General features: G+C 59.0%; 14 protein-coding genes. 6 read left to right on the top strand and 8 right to left on the bottom strand.

What is annotated here, in order from left to right:
• Nucleotides 1-115 precede the first annotated feature (115 nt).
• Both hppD and ACIP8I_RS07575 read right to left on the bottom strand, forming a co-directional pair.
• On the bottom strand, nt 116-1,192 hold the full coding sequence (hppD, locus tag ACIP8I_RS07580; protein ID WP_007963361.1) for a 4-hydroxyphenylpyruvate dioxygenase: 1,077 nt from the start codon (nt 1,190-1,192) through the stop codon (nt 116-118).
• A 245-nt stretch (nt 1,193-1,437) separates the two neighbouring features.
• The gene (locus ACIP8I_RS07575; RefSeq protein WP_400759944.1) at nt 1,438-2,385 is read right to left on the bottom strand and encodes a DMT family transporter; all 948 of its coding nucleotides are present in this window, start codon (nt 2,383-2,385) and stop codon (nt 1,438-1,440) included.
• Nucleotides 2,386-2,463: 78 nt separating this feature from the next.
• On the opposite strand from ACIP8I_RS07575, the gene ACIP8I_RS07570 reads away from it, so the two are divergent.
• The 3 genes from ACIP8I_RS07570 to ACIP8I_RS07560 all read left to right on the top strand — a co-directional run bounded on the left by ACIP8I_RS07570 (nt 2,464) and on the right by ACIP8I_RS07560 (nt 5,587).
• The gene (locus tag ACIP8I_RS07570; RefSeq protein WP_400759942.1) at nt 2,464-3,336 is read left to right on the top strand and encodes a LysR family transcriptional regulator; all 873 of its coding nucleotides are present in this window, start codon (nt 2,464-2,466) and stop codon (nt 3,334-3,336) included.
• Between the two features lie 115 nt (nt 3,337-3,451).
• Nucleotides 3,452-4,987: an EAL domain-containing protein gene (locus tag ACIP8I_RS07565; RefSeq protein WP_400759940.1), complete on the top strand. Its 1,536-nt coding sequence runs from the start codon at nt 3,452-3,454 to the stop codon at nt 4,985-4,987.
• A gap of 234 nt (nt 4,988-5,221) precedes the next feature.
• Complete coding sequence (locus tag ACIP8I_RS07560; RefSeq protein ID WP_007963346.1) at nt 5,222-5,587, top strand: histone-like nucleoid-structuring protein, MvaT/MvaU family; 366 nt, start codon at nt 5,222-5,224, stop codon at nt 5,585-5,587.
• 218 nt (nt 5,588-5,805) lie between these two features.
• Here ACIP8I_RS07560 and ACIP8I_RS07555 read toward each other — a convergent pair whose 3' ends face one another.
• Nucleotides 5,806-6,324 (bottom strand): DUF4946 domain-containing protein, encoded by a 519-nt coding sequence (locus ACIP8I_RS07555; protein WP_400759954.1) that lies wholly within the window; start codon nt 6,322-6,324, stop codon nt 5,806-5,808.
• Nucleotides 6,325-6,463: 139 nt separating this feature from the next.
• On the opposite strand from ACIP8I_RS07555, the gene gloA reads away from it, so the two are divergent.
• A complete protein-coding gene (gene gloA, locus ACIP8I_RS07550; RefSeq protein WP_007963339.1) occupies nt 6,464-6,985 on the top strand; it encodes a lactoylglutathione lyase in 522 nt (173 codons plus the stop codon).
• Between the two features lie 176 nt (nt 6,986-7,161).
• Here the strand turns inward: gloA and ahpF are convergent, their stop codons facing one another.
• The 3 genes from ahpF to ACIP8I_RS07535 form a co-directional block, all read right to left on the bottom strand.
• Entirely contained in the window at nt 7,162-8,724 is a 1,563-nt protein-coding gene (gene ahpF / locus ACIP8I_RS07545) for an alkyl hydroperoxide reductase subunit F (protein WP_400759937.1), read from the bottom strand.
• A 132-nt stretch (nt 8,725-8,856) separates the two neighbouring features.
• The gene (gene ahpC / locus ACIP8I_RS07540; RefSeq protein WP_003224621.1) at nt 8,857-9,420 is read right to left on the bottom strand and encodes an alkyl hydroperoxide reductase subunit C; all 564 of its coding nucleotides are present in this window, start codon (nt 9,418-9,420) and stop codon (nt 8,857-8,859) included.
• A gap of 136 nt (nt 9,421-9,556) precedes the next feature.
• A complete protein-coding gene (locus ACIP8I_RS07535) occupies nt 9,557-10,495 on the bottom strand; it encodes a site-specific integrase (RefSeq protein ID WP_400759935.1) in 939 nt (312 codons plus the stop codon).
• Nucleotides 10,496-10,672: 177 nt separating this feature from the next.
• Between ACIP8I_RS07535 and ACIP8I_RS07530 the strand changes: the two genes are divergently transcribed.
• A complete protein-coding gene (locus tag ACIP8I_RS07530; RefSeq protein ID WP_400759933.1) occupies nt 10,673-11,689 on the top strand; it encodes a DNA-binding protein in 1,017 nt (338 codons plus the stop codon).
• Here the strand turns inward: ACIP8I_RS07530 and gorA are convergent.
• Together gorA and ACIP8I_RS07520 are read right to left on the bottom strand one after the other, a co-directional pair.
• Nucleotides 11,686-13,044, bottom strand: coding sequence for a glutathione-disulfide reductase (gene gorA / locus ACIP8I_RS07525; RefSeq protein WP_024164469.1), 1,359 nt, complete (start codon nt 13,042-13,044; stop codon nt 11,686-11,688). The genes ACIP8I_RS07530 and gorA overlap by 4 nt on opposite strands.
• Nucleotides 13,028-13,255 carry a hypothetical protein gene (locus ACIP8I_RS07520; RefSeq protein WP_400759930.1) on the bottom strand — a complete coding sequence of 76 codons (228 nt, stop codon included), beginning with the start codon at nt 13,253-13,255 and terminating at the stop codon, nt 13,028-13,030. Before ACIP8I_RS07520 ends, gorA begins: the two co-directional genes overlap by 17 nt.
• Between ACIP8I_RS07520 and ACIP8I_RS07515 the strand changes: the two genes are divergently transcribed.
• A complete protein-coding gene (locus ACIP8I_RS07515; RefSeq protein WP_400759928.1) occupies nt 13,242-15,488 on the top strand; it encodes a TonB-dependent siderophore receptor in 2,247 nt (748 codons plus the stop codon). The genes ACIP8I_RS07520 and ACIP8I_RS07515 overlap by 14 nt on opposite strands.
• The last annotated feature ends 127 nt before the right edge of the window (nt 15,489-15,615 follow it).

The raw sequence follows: 15,615 nt of genomic DNA, 5'->3' as shown, positions 1-15,615 counted from the left end.
GCAATCTTGATCTACAACCAGGAACGCCCGCACCTATCCTTGAAATACAAAACGCCCGATGCGGTGCATCGGGCGTTAGGGTGAAACAGGTGTAAACCTATTTCAGGACTAGACATTACTCGGTGGTCAGCACACCACGACGCACCTGATCACGCTCGATCGATTCGAACAGTGCCTTGAAGTTACCCTCGCCGAAACCATCATCGCCTTTGCGCTGGATGAATTCGAAGAACACCGGGCCCATCAGGGTTTCCGAGAAGATCTGCAGCAGCAGGCGCTTGTCGTCCGGGTTCGACGAGCCGTCGAGCAGGATGCCGCGCGATTGCAGTTGATCCACCGGCTCGCCGTGGTTCGGCAGGCGGCCTTCGAGCATTTCGTAGTAGGTGTCCGGCGGTGCAGTCATGAAGCGCATGCCGATCTTCTTCAACTGATCCCAGGTCTTGACCAGGTCGTCAGTGAGGAACGCCACGTGCTGGATGCCCTCGCCGTTGAACTGCATCAGGAACTCTTCGATCTGCCCGGCGCCCTTGGACGACTCTTCGTTCAGCGGGATGCGGATCATGCCGTCCGGAGCGGTCATCGCTTTCGAGGTCAGGCCGGTGTATTCGCCCTTGATGTCGAAGTAGCGGATCTCGCGGAAGTTGAACAGCTTCTCGTAGAAGTTGGCCCAGTAAGCCATGCGGCCACGGTACACGTTGTGGGTCAGGTGATCGATGATCTTCAGGCCGGCACCGACCGGGTTGCGGTCAACACCCTCGATGAACACGAAGTCGATGTCGTAGATCGAGCTGCCTTCGCCAAAGCGGTCGATCAGGTACAGCGGCGCACCGCCGATGCCTTTGATCGCTGGCAGGTTCAGCTCCATCGGACCGGTTTCGATGTGGATCGGCTGGGCGCCGAGTTCCAGGGCGCGGTTGTAGGCTTTCTGTGAATCCTTGACGCGAAACGCCATGCCGCACACCGACGGGCCATGTTCGGCGGCGAAGTACGAGGCGACGCTGTGCGGTTCGTTATTGAGGATCAGGTTGATCGCGCCCTGACGGTACAGGTGTACGTTCTTGGAGCGGTGGGTCGCGACTTTGGTGAAGCCCATGATCTCGAAGATCGGCTCCAGGGTGCCAGGAGTCGGCGATGCGAACTCGATGAATTCAAAGCCCATCAGGCCCATTGGGTTTTCGTATAAATCGGTCATGGTGACGCCTCATCATTCTTATCAATTAACCAGAGTTATTTGTCAGTAATGCTGAGACCGGCGGGAGGTGCGCAGGAGATGCCTCGCACACTGCGGGCGAGGAAGTCACCGTAGATCAGTTGAAACCCGAATATCTTCATTGTCGACCCAAGGCTCTTGCGGGCGAGGCTTCTGCTGCCAGAAGACGATTATTATTGTATGCGTAACCCGATTCTACACAGCGTAAATAGGGTTGTCTGCCCTCTCTATAAAATCCGCCTTTTTCGCATCGGTGCAAGAGGTTTGTTGCACAGGTAAATCCCCACCAGCACCAATCCGCCGCCCAGGCACATGCTCAACGTCAGTTGCTCGCCGAGCAGCAGTGCGCCGAGCACCACCGCGGTCAGCGGATTCAGGGCAATGAACACGCCGGAGCGGGTTGCGCCGATTTTGCGGATGCCGTCGTAGTAGCCGATGTAGGCCAGCGCCGAGCCGAGTACGCCAAGGTAAATCAGACTCAGCCATTGTGGCGTGCCGAGGTTGATCAGGGCCGCCCCGCTGACCTCGCCACGCAGCATTGCCAGCGTCCACAGCATCCCGCTGCCGATCAACACGGAAAACGTCACGGTCTGCAGCGGGCCAATGGATTGGTTCAGCCCCCGGGAAAACAGCGAGTAAACGCCCCAGCTCAACACGCAGCCAAAAATCAACAGATCACCGATCCATGCATCGGGTGTCACGACAAGTAATTGCGGGTTGCGGCTGACAATCACCAGAGCGGCGCCGGCGATGCAGGTCGCGATACCGGCGACTTTCACCCGGCCCAGGTGCTCCTTGAACAGCAGCCATGAGGCCAGACCGATCACGGCCGGGTTCAACGCGACAATCAACGAGGCCCGTGAAGCATTGATGTACTGCAGGCCATAAAAGAAGCACAGGTTGTAGAAGAAAATCCCGAAGAACCCGAGCAGAGTCAGTTGCAGCCATTGCCGGGACGTCGGTCGCGCTAGCGGGATACGCGCAATCCACAGAAACCCGAGCAGCGCCATGCTGGCGAGCAGGAAGCGCAGGCTGGCGGCGAACAGCGGGCTGAGGCTGCCCGCCAGAAAACGCCCGGCGACAAAGGTCCCGCCCCAAATCATGGTTACCGCCGCCAGGGTCAGATAAACCGGGCGGTCGGAAGTTGTTGCGTGGGTTCGCTCGACGTTGCGCATGACACTCCAGACCAAAGCAGGCAAAGGATGGCGTATCATTCACCTCATTTCCTCTCATCGTAAAATGAGCAAACACTCATGACCCTAACGCAACTGGAGATCTTCTCGCTGGTCGCTGAACTGCGCGGTTTCACCCTCGCCGCCCATCGTCTGGGGATTTCGCAGTCGGCGATATCCCACGCGATGAAGTCGCTGGAGCAGGAGTTGGGCGTGGAGTTGTTGCGGCGGCATCAGTCGCAGGTGGAACTCACCGATATCGGCGAGCAATTGCTCCAGCGCGCACGGGCCATGCTCGGCCTGGCCAACACCTTGCGCCAGGAAGCAACCGATGCGCGCGGCATGAAAACCGGCACGTTGCGGATCGGCTCGTTCGGCCCGACGTCATCGATCAAACTGTTACCGAAGATTCTGCAGCGTTATCGCCAAATGCATCCGGGTATTGAAGTGCATATTGATGAGGGGCCGGACCGGCAGGTGCTGCAGTGGCTGGAGGAGCGGCGAATCGACGTCGGTTTTGTGGTGTTGCCCGAGGAACGCTTCGACACTTTTGCTCTGGTCGAAGACCAGATGGTTGCCCTGCTCCCGCTCGATCACCCACTGGTCGCACGTGCGGCGCTGAGCCTCCAGGATCTGTGTGCCGACCCATTTGTGCTGACCGAGGCCGGGTCATCGGAGCTGGTTTCGCGTTTGTTCACCGCCACGCGCCTGCAACCGAACATTCGCTATCGCTGTTCGCAATTGCTCAGTACGCTGGACGTCGTCAGCCGGGGCGATGCAATCACCGTCGTCGCTGAAGGCTCGTTGCCGGACGATCCTGCCCCGCGTTACGTGAAGAAGCCGTTGTTGCCGGCGGTGCAACGCCTGATCGGCCTGGCTGTCCTCGATCAGCGTCAGGCTTCGCCCGCCACGCGAGCGTTTATCGAACTCGCTGCACAGATCAACCCGCCGTGAGCGGCACAAGCGCCAACGGCCATCTATCATCCCTTCTGACTTCGCTGTTACTCACAGGCGCGCCGTTGCCAGGCCTGCGTTCGAGAGTTCCACTCCATCGCAACAGGATGCGTCCATGCCCTTGACCGTCAAACCCCGCCGCAAACGTAGCGTACGCATTTGTGTGAGCCTGCTTTGTGGTGTTTTACCCGTTCTGCTGGGCGGCGGGATTCTGTATCTGCAAGCCGAGCGCACCTTGCAACAGAGCACGCAAAATACCGCCGAGGAGGCGCTGCGCCAGTTTGAACTGATGCTCGACAACACCGCCCAGGCCGCCAGTGAATTGTTGCCATTGGCCGGTCAACCCTGCGACAGCGTCAAACTGGCGTTGCGTGAGCAGGTGACGCGTCGCCCCTTCGTGCGCTCGACCAATCTGGTGTGGGACAACAACCTCTATTGCAGTTCGCTGTTCGGGGAGTTCCAGGAGGCCGTAAACCCGGGCGACTACACCCAGGGCAAGCTGTGGTTGATGAACGGCAATCCCGTCACGCCCAACACCGCGCTGCTGGTGTATCGGCTCAGCGAAGGCCGCGGTGGCGCGCTGACCACCCTCGATGGTTATCACCTGAGCAACATCCTGCGCCTGATCGGCCGGCAGACGCTGCTGTTGCTGCAAGTCGGCGACAATTGGCTGTCCGCCGATGGCAAAGTGCATCAAGGTGCCCTGCCGCCGTTGCCGGTGGCGCAGAGTATGCTCGCGTCTTCGCGCTATGCCTTCAGTGTCAGTGCAGGCTTCCCGCAGGGACAAACCTGGCGCTACATGGGCAGCGAATACCCGCCGCTGTTCAGTCTGCTGATATTTTTCGGGGTGATCGCGGGCGCTATCGCCCACGTCCTGCAGCGACGCGCCACCTCCCCCAGCCATGAAATGCTGCGGGCGCTGGAGGCCGGCGAATTCATTCCCTACTTCCAGCCGGTGGTGCATGGCGACAGCCGGAAATGGTCCGGTGCTGAAGTGCTGATGCGCTGGAATCACCCCAGAGAAGGTCTGGTGCGGCCGGACCTGTTCATCCCGTTTGCCGAACATTCGGGCCTGATCGTGCCCATGACCCGCTCCCTGATGCAGCAGACTGCCGCCCTGCTCGGTCCGTTGTCGGCGGACTTCGACAAACCGTTCCACATCGGCATCAACATCACCGCCAGCCACTGCCAGGATCTGCAACTGGTCGAAGACTGTCGCGAATTTCTCGCTGCATTTGCCCCCGGCAGCATCAACCTGGTGCTGGAGCTGACCGAGCGCGAGCTGATCGAGCCAACCGATGTCACGCACCAGTTGTTCGAGCAGTTGCACACGCTGGGGGTGATGATCGCCATCGACGACTTCGGCACCGGCCATTCAAGCCTGGGTTATCTGCGCAAATTCAACGTCGACTTCCTGAAGATCGACCAGAGTTTCGTCGCGATGATCGGCATTGACGCGCTGTCGCGGCATATTCTGGACACAATTATCGAACTCTCGGCCAAGCTCGATCTGGGTATTGTTGCCGAAGGTGTAGAAACTCCGGCACAGGCTGACTATCTGACCGCACACCACGTCAACTTCCTGCAGGGCTATCTGTTCGGAAAACCCATGCCAGGCGCCGACTTCATCGATGCATTAAGTCACCATTAACTAAAAATAAATTAAGCCCGGTGCTGCCACCCGACGCACCAAATTGATACAAAACACCACTGTTGTTACATGACGACAAGATCAGGATTTACTCTTGGCGCATTAACTACTACAATTTTTTCAGCCTGTGAGAGATTGGCAGGTGAGCCATTATCACCGAGTCGCTTCAAGGCTCTTGGCTTATAGCTTTGTTTGCGGTTGGTATCAGCCAAACACACTATTGGAGTAAAGATATTGTCCAGACTCGCTGAATTTCGTGCAGCTGAAAAGGCCCTTCAGGAACAGCTCAAGCAGTTGGAATCGCTGAAGAACGATGCCGGGCTCAAGAAAGAAATCGAATTCGAAGAAAAGCTCCAGGGGCTGATGAAAACCTACGGCAAAGGCCTGAAAGACATCATCGCCATCCTCGATCCGAACCCGTCCAAGTCCGGCTTGCAAGTGTCCACCGCACCAAAAACCCGCCGTGCGCGCGTGGTCAAGGTTTACCACAACCCGCACACCGGTGAACTGATCGAAACCAAGGGCGGTAACCACCGTGGCCTGAAAGCCTGGAAGGAACAGTACGGTGCTGCCACCGTTGATTCCTGGTTGCGCGGTTAATCTTGCGTCAACAAACAAGCCCTGCATTATGCAGGGCTTTTTTTTCGACAATATCTAACAAAAGCAACGATTTCCCCCACGCTAGTTATCAATCCGCTTTAACACCCACAAGCCGTGAGGCTAAACATTTTGCGCCGGGATGTTGCAGCCGCAACGATCACTAAACTTTATGCTTAATTCCTTCGGGTATCTAAACCCGTCGCGGTGCAAACAGACGCTTAAAGTTTCAAGCTGTTTCTCACTGCGACTATTTCCTCGGTGCTCGCCTTATAAACCTCGGCCTGACCCGCGTAAGAAAGTACATAGGCCTTATCCGCCGTAGCCGCAGCAACCAATGTTTGCGACAACACATGTCGACCGTTTTCGGTGATCGTGCAGGTGGTTTCCAGCGCATCCAAAGAGCCGAGCGTCGTCGGGTGCACCTTGTTGCAAACACTTTGATAGCCGCCCTGGAAGAAGTCTTTCTGAATCGACTTGCGCATCTCCAGCAAAACGCCCGGCACGTTGACCTGATGACCCGCTTCGACCTGGCTCATGGTCAGCTCCATTACCATCACTTGATTGCCGTCAGCGTCGTTTTTCACCGCGCGCTGGCGCGAAACCTGAGCGGCTTGTTCGGGCAGCGCCTCCACTTCCCAGCCTGCCGGCCAGGTGATGCTCGGCTGATCCGCCAGCGCCGAAACGGCAAGCAGCGATGAGAAAAGGCAAACGAACAGCGCTTTGAACGGTCGGATCATTACCAGAGGCACTCGCAGATTGAGCAGCAAAGTCTGAGGCCCGGCCGCCCACAGAGCAAGCCGCGCATTCGGTTTGGCGATGCCGCCCCGCATGCGTATCATTGCGCCCATTCACTCGCCCCATTGTTACGGAGGGCCTATGAGCCTGCACGAACTGAACACTTTCCCCGGCGTCACCGCCACTCCAGACAGCGCAACCCGCAACTTCGTCTTCAACCACACCATGCTGCGTGTGAAGGACATCACCAAGTCCCTGGACTTCTACACTCGCGTACTGGGCTTCTCGCTGGTTGAAAAGCGTGATTTCCCGGAAGCCGAATTCAGCCTGTACTTCCTCGCCCTGGTCGACAAGGCGCAGATCCCGGCGGACGCCGCTGCCCGCACCGAGTGGATGAAGTCGATTCCCGGCATCCTCGAACTGACCCACAACCACGGCACCGAAAACGACGCCGACTTCGCTTATCACAATGGCAACACCGACCCGCGCGGTTTCGGCCACATCTGCATCTCGGTGCCGGACATCGTTGCCGCGTGTGCACGTTTTGAAGAGCTGGGCTGTGACTTCCAGAAGCGCCTGACTGACGGCCGCATGAAAAGCCTGGCGTTCATCAAGGACCCGGATGGCTACTGGGTAGAAATCATTCAGCCTGCGCCACTGTAACCGAATGCAAAACGCTCCTGTAGGAGTGAGCCTGCTCGCGATAGCGGTGTGTCAGGCCATGATGTTTTGAATGTGCAGCCGCCATCGCGAGCAGGCTCACTCCTACAATTGGATTGTGTCAGGCATAAAAAAACCCATGATCGCTCATGGGTTTTTTCTTTTTCAGCGACTGACGTTTACGCCGGCGCCGAAGTACGGATCAAGTGATCGAACGCGCTGAGGGAAGCCTTGGCACCCTCGCCCACTGCAATCACGATCTGCTTGTACGGCACAGTGGTCACGTCGCCGGCCGCGAAGACGCCCGGGATCGACGTCTCGCCACGGTTGTCGACGATGATTTCACCGCGCGGCGACAGCTCGAGGGTCCCTTTGAGCCAGTCGGTGTTCGGCAGCAGACCGATCTGCACGAAGATCCCTTCCAGCTCGACAGTGCGCAGCTCGTCAGTTTTGCGATCCTTGTAACGCAGACCGTTGACCTTCTCGCCGTTACCGGTGACTTCAGTGGTTTGCGCACTGGTGATCACGGTGACGTTCGGCAGACTGTGCAGTTTGCGTTGCAGTACCGCGTCGGCACGCAGTTGCACGTCGAACTCCAACAACGTCACGTGGGCAACGATACCGGCCAGGTCGATGGCCGCTTCAACGCCGGAGTTACCGCCGCCGATCACCGCAACGCGCTTGCCTTTGAACAGCGGACCGTCACAGTGCGGGCAGTACGCTACGCCCTTGTTGCGGTATTCCTGCTCACCCGGCACGTTCATTTCACGCCAGCGTGCGCCGGTCGCCAGGATCACGCTCTTGGCTTTCAGGGTCGCACCGCTGGCGAAGTGGACTTCGTGCAGCTCGCCGTTCTTGCCGGGAATTAGCTTGTCGGCGCGTTGCAGGTTCATGATGTCGACGTCGTACTGCTTGACGTGTTCTTCCAGCGCCGTCGCCAGTTTCGGGCCTTCGGTTTCCTGCACGGAAATGAAGTTCTCGATGGCCATGGTGTCGAGCACCTGACCGCCGAAGCGCTCAGCCGCAACACCGGTGCGGATGCCTTTACGCGCTGCATAGATAGCGGCCGAAGCACCGGCCGGGCCACCGCCAACTACGAGCACATCAAAGGCTTGTTTGGCGCTGATTTTCTCGGCCTGACGCTCGACGGCGCCAGTGTCGAGTTTGGCGAGGATTTCTTCCAGGCCCATGCGGCCCTGGCCGAAGTTTTCACCGTTGAGGTAGATGCTCGGCACGGCCATGATCTTGCGATCGTTGACTTCGTCCTGGAACAACGCGCCGTCGATGGCGACGTGACGGATGTTCGGGTTCAGCACGGCCATCAGGTTCAGCGCCTGGACCACGTCCGGGCAGTTCTGGCACGACAGCGAGAAGTAGGTTTCGAAGCTGAACTCCCCCTTGAGCGAGCGGATCTGCTCGATCACGTCGGCGCTGGCTTTCGATGGGTGGCCGCCGACTTGCAACAGGGCCAGCACCAACGAGGTGAATTCATGGCCCATCGGGATGCCGGCGAAACGCAGGCTGATGTCGGCACCTGGGCGGTTGATCGAGAACGACGGCTTGCGGGCATCGGTGCCGCTGTCGATCAGGGTAATTTGGCTCGAAAGACTGGCAACGTCTTTCAGCAGGTCAAGCATTTCCCGGGATTTCGCACCGTCGTCGAGGGAAGCAACGATCTCGATCGGCTGGGTGACCCGTTCCAGGTACGATTTCAACTGGGCTTTAAGATTGGCGTCCAACATACGGGCGATCTCCTGTGTCTTTATTCGAGGCGAAAAAAAGCCCGAGCGAATCTCGCCCGGGCTTTTTCAATGGGCGGTGCAGCTTACTGAAGTAGGTGCGGAGTCCCGCCCTGTATTGCGTGCGTCACAGACTCAGATCTTGCCGACCAGGTCCAGGGACGGAGCCAGAGTGGCCTCGCCTTCTTTCCATTTGGCCGGGCAAACTTCGCCTGGGTGAGCAGCAACGTACTGAGCAGCCTTGATCTTGCGCAGCAGCTCGGAAGCGTCACGGCCAACGCCGCCATCGTTCAGTTCAACGATTTTGATCTGGCCTTCAGGGTTGATCACGAAGGTGCCACGGTCAGCCAGACCAGCTTCTTCGATCAGCACGTCGAAGTTGCGGGAGATGACGTGGGTCGGGTCGCCGATCATGGTGTATTCGATTTTGCCGATGGCTGGCGAAGTGTTGTGCCAGGCAGCGTGAGCAAAGTGGGTGTCGGTCGAAACGCTGTAGATTTCCACGCCCAGTTTCTGGAACGCAGCGTAGTTATCGGCCAGGTCTTCCAGCTCGGTTGGGCAAACAAAGGTGAAGTCGGCTGGGTAGAAGAACACTACGGACCATTTGCCTTTCAGGTCAGCGTCCGAGACTTGTACGAAGTCGCCGTTTTTGAACGCGGTAGCTTTGAACGGTTTTACTTGGCTGTTGATGATAGGCATTGATGACTCTCCGTCAGGGTTGTGAATTCGATGGGTGAATCCTACCCACTCGCTCGACGGATGGCTCATTGGCAAACCTGATGCTGCTGATTTGTTTTCGCTATTAGCAGACTGTATTAATAGAAGAAAACCATATCTACGACGAAGCCGGCTTATCCATAATCCGCGCCATCCCGTGAAAGGGGCTGGCTTCAACATAGCGCATGGCTGACTTCATATCCTTCCAGCCGACGTAACTCATCAGCGATTTCAGATCCCAACCGCTTTGATGCGCCCACGTAGCGAAGCCGCGGCGCAGGGAATGACTGGTGTAACGCTCGGCCGGGATGCCGGCGCGCTCCAGCGCCTGACGCAGCAGCGGAATGATGCTGTTGGCGTGCAAGCCCTCCTCGCTCAGGTGCCCCCAACGATCGACAGCCCGAAACACCGGACCACGCACCAGCGCCGCCTCGGTGATCCAGTCGATATAAGCCTGCACCGGGCACAGCTTGAGCAACGCCGGCGCCTGATACGTCTGCCCGAGGTTCTCGCGGTCGCCCTTGCTGCGCGGCAGGTACAGGGTGATGCCGCTGCCGGCGTGCGCCTGCACATGCTCGATCTGTAGACGGCACAACTCATCACTACGAAAGCCGCGCCAGAAGCCCAGCAGAATCAGCGCCCGATCGCGATAGGCCTTGAGCAACTGCGGACGATCCTGATTCTGCCTGGCGCTACTGGCTTCCTGTTCAAGCCAGTCGACCACTTGCTGCAGATCGTGCAGTTGCAACGGTTCGGCCTGTTTTTCCTGCGCCGGATGCAGCGCCCGAATGCCCTTGAACACTTTGCGCACCACCGGGGCCTTGGTCGGATCGGCAAATCCCTGACTGTTGTGCCACTGCGCCAGCGCTGACAGCCGCAGTTTCAGCGTATTGATCGACAGCACGCCAGCATGCTCGACCAGATACCGCGCCACGCTGTCGGCTGTCGCCGGCAGGAAGCCGCCCCATTTCACTTCGAAATGTTCGATCGCCGAGCGATAGCTGCGGCGGGTGTTGTCGCGGGTGGCGGCTTGCAGATAGCGATCGATCTCGCTCATGGGCAGTGTTCTCGCAGGCGTACTGATTGCTGGATGAAAAAACCGATTCAGGGGTCTGACATTGGGTAATACCAGTATATCCCGCCTGTGATTAATCAAGCATTTAACTTTATATTGAGCATGGTACACTGCGTACTTTGGTGGCATGTACCACAGTACGTAATGGTAGGAGTTCATATGGCCCGTGGTGGCGTAAACAAAGCAGTGGTGCAGATCGCGCGCACAGCGATTCTGGCCCGGGGCGAACACCCCAGCATCGATGCAGTACGCATCGAACTGGGCAACACCGGTTCGAAAACCACGATCCATCGCTATCTGAAAGAGCTGGATGACGGCAGCCAACCGGTCGAAACGTCCGCAGAGCCGATCAATGATGAGCTGACCGCACTGGTCTCGCGTCTCGCCCAGCGCCTGAAAGAACAGGCGCAAGAGCCGATCGAACAGGCTCGCGAGCAGTTCGAAGAGCAGCGCGAAACCCTGGAGTCGGAGCTCAAACAGGTACGCCAGGCACTCGAGCAACTGGAGCAACAGCACGACATCCAAGGCGCGGCACTGGCCCGCGAGTCCGAGGCGTTGAAAGAAACCCGCTCGATGCTGCAGACCGAGCAAACCCGCAACGCCGGACTCAATCAGGCGCTGGCTGATTTCGAATTGCGCCTGCAGGACAAGGACGAGCAGATCCGCTCGCTGGAAGAAAAACACCTGCACGCCCGCGATGCCCTTGAGCATTACCGCAACGCCAGCAAAGAGCAGCGCGAGCAGGAACAAGCCCGTCACGAAGGACAGCTGCAGCAGTCGCAGATGGAATTGCGCCAGGCGCAACAAAGTGCGCTGGTGCGTCAGGACGAAATCACTCAGTTGCACCGCGACAACGAACGCCTGCTCACGGAAAACCGTGGCACTCAGCGCGAGCTGAGCCTGCTGCAGGATCAGCTCAAGCACAGCAACCAGCGTCAGGATCAGTTGCTGGAGCAAGCGACTCGCGTCGACAGCGAACGCACCCTCCTCCAGGAACGCCTGCGCGTGGCCCTGCTGGAAAGTCAGACGCTGAAACAGGATGCCGACGAACAGCGGCAGCTCAATCAGTCACTGGAGAAAGAACTGACCAAGACTCAGGCCAGCCTCGAAGACAGCTTGCGTCTGGCGGCTACCGTTGCGGCAGCGCCAGACACAGCCAAAGCCAAGGACGCTTAAGCGCCGACCGGCGTTCGCATGGTGACGAATTCCTCGGCGGCCGTCGGGTGCACCCCGATCGTGTCGTCGAAGTCACGCTTGGTCGCACCAGCCTTCAGTGCAATTGCCAGACCCTGGACGATCTCCCCCGCGTCCGGGCCGACCATGTGGCAACCGAGGACTTTGTCGGTCTTGCCGTCGACCACCAGTTTCATCAGGGTTTTCTCCTGACATTCGGTCAGCGTCAGCTTCATCGGGCGGAAGCGACTCTCGTAAATCACCACCTCATGGCCCGCGTCCCGCGCCTCTTCTTCTGTCAGGCCGACAGTGCCGATGTTCGGCAGACTGAACACGGCGGTCGGGATCATCTTGTAATCCACCGGACGGTATTGCTCAGGCTTGAACAAGCGCCGCGCCACCGCCATGCCTTCGGCCAGTGCCACCGGCGTCAATTGCACCCGCCCGATCACATCGCCCAGCGCCAGAATCGACGGCTCGCTGGTCTGGTATTGCTCGTCGACCTTGATAAAGCCCTTGTCAGTGAGCTGCACATCGGTGTTTTCCAGCCCCAGGTTGTCCAGCATCGGACGCCGGCCCGTGGCGTAGAACACGCAGTCGGCTTCCAGCACGCGGCCATCCTTGAGGGTCGCCTTGAGGCTGCCGTCTGGCTGTTTGTCGATGCGCGCGATGTCGGCGTTGAATTGCAGATCCATGCCGCGCTTGGTCAGTTCTTCCTGCAGATGCTTGCGCACCGAGCCATCGAAGCCTCGCAGGAACAGATCACCGCGATACAGCAGCGTGGTGTTCGCGCCGAGGCCGTGGAAAATCCCGGCAAATTCGACCGCGATGTAACCACCACCGACCACCAGCACCCGCTTCGGCAGCTGTTTGAGGAAAAACGCTTGATTGGAACTGATCGCGTGTTCGTGCCCAGGGATTTCCGGAATCTGCGGCCAGCCACCGGTGGCAATCAGAATGTTTTTCGCGGTGAAGCGCTCACCGTTGACCTCGACCTCGTGTGGGCCGACGATCTTCGCGTGGGCTTCGTGCAGGGTCACGCCGCTGTTGACCAGCAGGTTGCGATAAATGCCGTTGAGGCGATTGATCTCGCGGTCCTTGTTGGCGATCAGGGTCGCCCAGTCGAAATTCGCCTCACCCAGACTCCAGCCAAATCCGGACGACTGTTCGAAGTCTTCGGCAAAATGCGCGCCGTACACCAGCAGTTTCTTCGGCACGCAGCCGACGTTGACGCAGGTGCCGCCCAGATAACGGCTCTCGGCCACCGCCACTTTCGCACCGAAACCGGCGGCGAAGCGCGCCGCACGTACACCGCCGGAACCGGCACCAATCACATAAAGGTCAAAATCGTAGGCCATTGCTATCTCCTCGGCAGGCCAACAGCATACCCGCCGCCGTCCATTGGGCAAGCGCTGTGCGCAGCTTTTCGCGCGGACCGGTGATCTCGGGAAATATCTCCAAATAATAATATTTCTCGTTTGTTACTAAATCGCCGGGCTGCACCTCGTCTCTGAACCAACGGATTTTTTCCCTCGAAGACAAGGAGTCGGCTGCGATGTTCGCGCCCATTACCCGTTCCATGACCCTGACTGTCGGCTTGTTCAGCATGGCGTTGAGTCCCGATCTGCTGGCTGAAACCGACCCTGAAACGGCGCCACAGTCCGCCCTCCAGGCGCTGGAACTGGACGCCACCAGCGTCAGCGCCGAAGGCCTCGGCCTCAACACCGAAAACACTGCTTCCTACACCACTGGCGCGATGAGCACCGCGACGCGAATGAACCTGTCGATCAAGGAAACCCCGCAATCGGTGTCCGTGGTCACACGCCAGCAGATGGATGATTTCAAACTCGGTACATTGTCCGAAGCCATGCGCCAGACCACTGGCATCGTCGTGCAACACAACGACTCGGATCGGGTCAGCTATTCGGCGCGCGGTTACCCGATCAACAATTTCCAGATCGACGGAATGCTCAACACCTTCGGGCGCATGAAGTCAGATTCGGACACCATCATCTACGACCGCATCGAAGTGGTGCGCGGCGCAACCGGCCTTACAACTGGTGCAGGTGATCCTTCGGCCACCATCAACATGGTGCGCAAACGCCCGACTGCCCAATGGCAGGCCCTGGCCGGAGTCAGCGGTGGCAGTTACGACAATTACTACAGCTATGTCGATGTCGGCGGGCCGCTGGCCTTCGATGGTCGGCTGCGCGGGCGCACCGTGCTGGCCTATCGCGACAGCCAGTCGTTCCGCGACAAATACGCGCTGCAGCGCGAGGTCGGCTACGGCATTCTCGAAGCTGATCTGACCGACTCCACGGTGCTTGCCGTCGGTTACGACTATCAGGACAAGCAGGTGCAAGGCACGTCCTGGGGGACGGTGCCGTACTGGAACGCCGACGGCAGCAAGGCTGGCCTCGGCCGGTCGACCAACATGGCGACGTCCTGGAGTTCCTGGCCGCTGAAGGACAAGACCGCGTTCGTCACCCTTGACCAGCAACTGGGTGATGGCTGGAAGTTGAAAGCTGCCTACACCCACCGCGAAAGTGATACCGACGGCAAGGTCTATTACGGCGGCTCCGGTTTCCCCGAGGCCGACCGCAGCGGCATGACTGCCTACATGGGGCACATGCTCGGCACGCAGAAAATGAGCGTGTACGACTTCAATCTGTCGGGGCCGTACCAACTGTTCGGCCGCGAACACGAGATGATGTTCGGCTACGGCGAGGCGGAAAACCGCTCGACTTCGCCCTACGCCTTCAACAGCCCCCAAGCCGCCGACTACGGCAAGATCCGCGACTGGAAATACATGGGTGACATCGGCAAATTCGCCGACACCGTTACCGGCCTGCCGGGCGCGCGAGGCATCACTCGGCAAAAGGCCGGTTACCTCGCGACCCGCCTGAGCCTGACCGATGAGCTGCATGCCGTCATCGGCAGCCGCTATGGCAGCTGGGACGAATCCAGCACCGATTACTACTATGATGCGCAGCAAAAACTGACCAGCACCGATGCCACCCATCAACGCCAGAATGATATCTGGACGCCCTACGCCGGCCTGCTCTACGACCTGACGCCGGAGTACACGGCTTACGTCAGCTACACCGACATTTTCAAACCGCAGAGTAAGCGCGACAGCAACCGCAATTACCTCGACCCGGTGATCGGCAGCAACTACGAAGTCGGGCTCAAAGGCAGCCTGCTCGACGAACGCCTGAACCTGGCGACGGCAGTGTTCTGGAGCAAGCAGGACAACGTCGCCGAACGTGACAACTCGGTGCCACCAGACCCGGTGAGCGGCGAGGAGTTTTTCAAGTCCGGTGGCAAGGGCAGCAAGGTCAATGGCTTTGAGGCCGAAGTGTCCGGGGAAATTCTCGACGGCTGGAACATGACCGCCGGCTACACCTATACCCACTCCGTCGACGGCGAAAAACAGCGCAGCAACACCGCTCAACCACTGAACATGCTGCGTCTGTCCACGGCCTATCGCTTGCCGGGCAACTGGCACGCATTGACCGTCGGGGGCGCGGTGAACTGGCAGAGCGACGTCTATGGCGCAGCCAACCGCCCGGTCGGGCGCGGCGCCAACGGCCGGATCATCACCGAACCGGCGCGGATCAACCAGGAGGCCTACACCGTGGTCAAGCTGATGTCGCGCTATGAGTTCGACAAGCATCTGTCGGCGTCGCTGAACGTCGATAACCTGTTCGACAAGAAGTATTACGACAACGTCGGCTTCTACAATGGCGTGTACTGGGGCGACCCGCGGACGGTAACCCTGAGCCTGGACTGGAAGCTCTGATCAATCCACTCAAACAAACTCCCTGTGGTGAGGGGATTCATCCCCGATGGGTCGCGAAGCGGCCCCGCTCTCGAGTGTGACGCGCAATGCGTCACCAACCCCCTCGCCACCGCTGTTAACCCCGAGT

The sequence above is a fragment of the Pseudomonas sp. NPDC088414 genome, from assembly GCF_044753325.1.
Classification (GTDB): Bacteria; Pseudomonadota; Gammaproteobacteria; order Pseudomonadales; family Pseudomonadaceae; genus Aquipseudomonas.
This window is presented reverse-complemented; position numbering and strand designations above follow the sequence as displayed.

What these genes read in the sequence shown, in the direction of transcription:
- ACIP8I_RS07515 (WP_400759928.1), top strand. Translation starts at nt 13,242, where the DNA reads ATGTTCGCGCCCATTACCCGTTCCATGACCCTGACTGTCGGCTTGTTC.
- ACIP8I_RS07575 (WP_400759944.1), bottom strand. Translation starts at nt 2,385, where the DNA reads ATGCGCAACGTCGAGCGAACCCACGCAACAACTTCCGACCGCCCGGTT.
- ACIP8I_RS07565 (WP_400759940.1), top strand. Translation starts at nt 3,452, where the DNA reads ATGCCCTTGACCGTCAAACCCCGCCGCAAACGTAGCGTACGCATTTGT.
- ahpF (WP_400759937.1), bottom strand. Translation starts at nt 8,724, where the DNA reads ATGTTGGACGCCAATCTTAAAGCCCAGTTGAAATCGTACCTGGAACGG.
- hppD (WP_007963361.1), bottom strand. Translation starts at nt 1,192, where the DNA reads ATGACCGATTTATACGAAAACCCAATGGGCCTGATGGGCTTTGAATTC.
- gloA (WP_007963339.1), top strand. Translation starts at nt 6,464, where the DNA reads ATGAGCCTGCACGAACTGAACACTTTCCCCGGCGTCACCGCCACTCCA.
- ACIP8I_RS07570 (WP_400759942.1), top strand. Translation starts at nt 2,464, where the DNA reads ATGACCCTAACGCAACTGGAGATCTTCTCGCTGGTCGCTGAACTGCGC.
- ahpC (WP_003224621.1), bottom strand. Translation starts at nt 9,420, where the DNA reads ATGCCTATCATCAACAGCCAAGTAAAACCGTTCAAAGCTACCGCGTTC.
- ACIP8I_RS07535 (WP_400759935.1), bottom strand. Translation starts at nt 10,495, where the DNA reads ATGAGCGAGATCGATCGCTATCTGCAAGCCGCCACCCGCGACAACACC.
- ACIP8I_RS07555 (WP_400759954.1), bottom strand. Translation starts at nt 6,324, where the DNA reads ATGATCCGACCGTTCAAAGCGCTGTTCGTTTGCCTTTTCTCATCGCTG.
- gorA (WP_024164469.1), bottom strand. Translation starts at nt 13,044, where the DNA reads ATGGCCTACGATTTTGACCTTTATGTGATTGGTGCCGGTTCCGGCGGT.
- ACIP8I_RS07530 (WP_400759933.1), top strand. Translation starts at nt 10,673, where the DNA reads ATGGCCCGTGGTGGCGTAAACAAAGCAGTGGTGCAGATCGCGCGCACA.
- ACIP8I_RS07520 (WP_400759930.1), bottom strand. Translation starts at nt 13,255, where the DNA reads ATGGGCGCGAACATCGCAGCCGACTCCTTGTCTTCGAGGGAAAAAATC.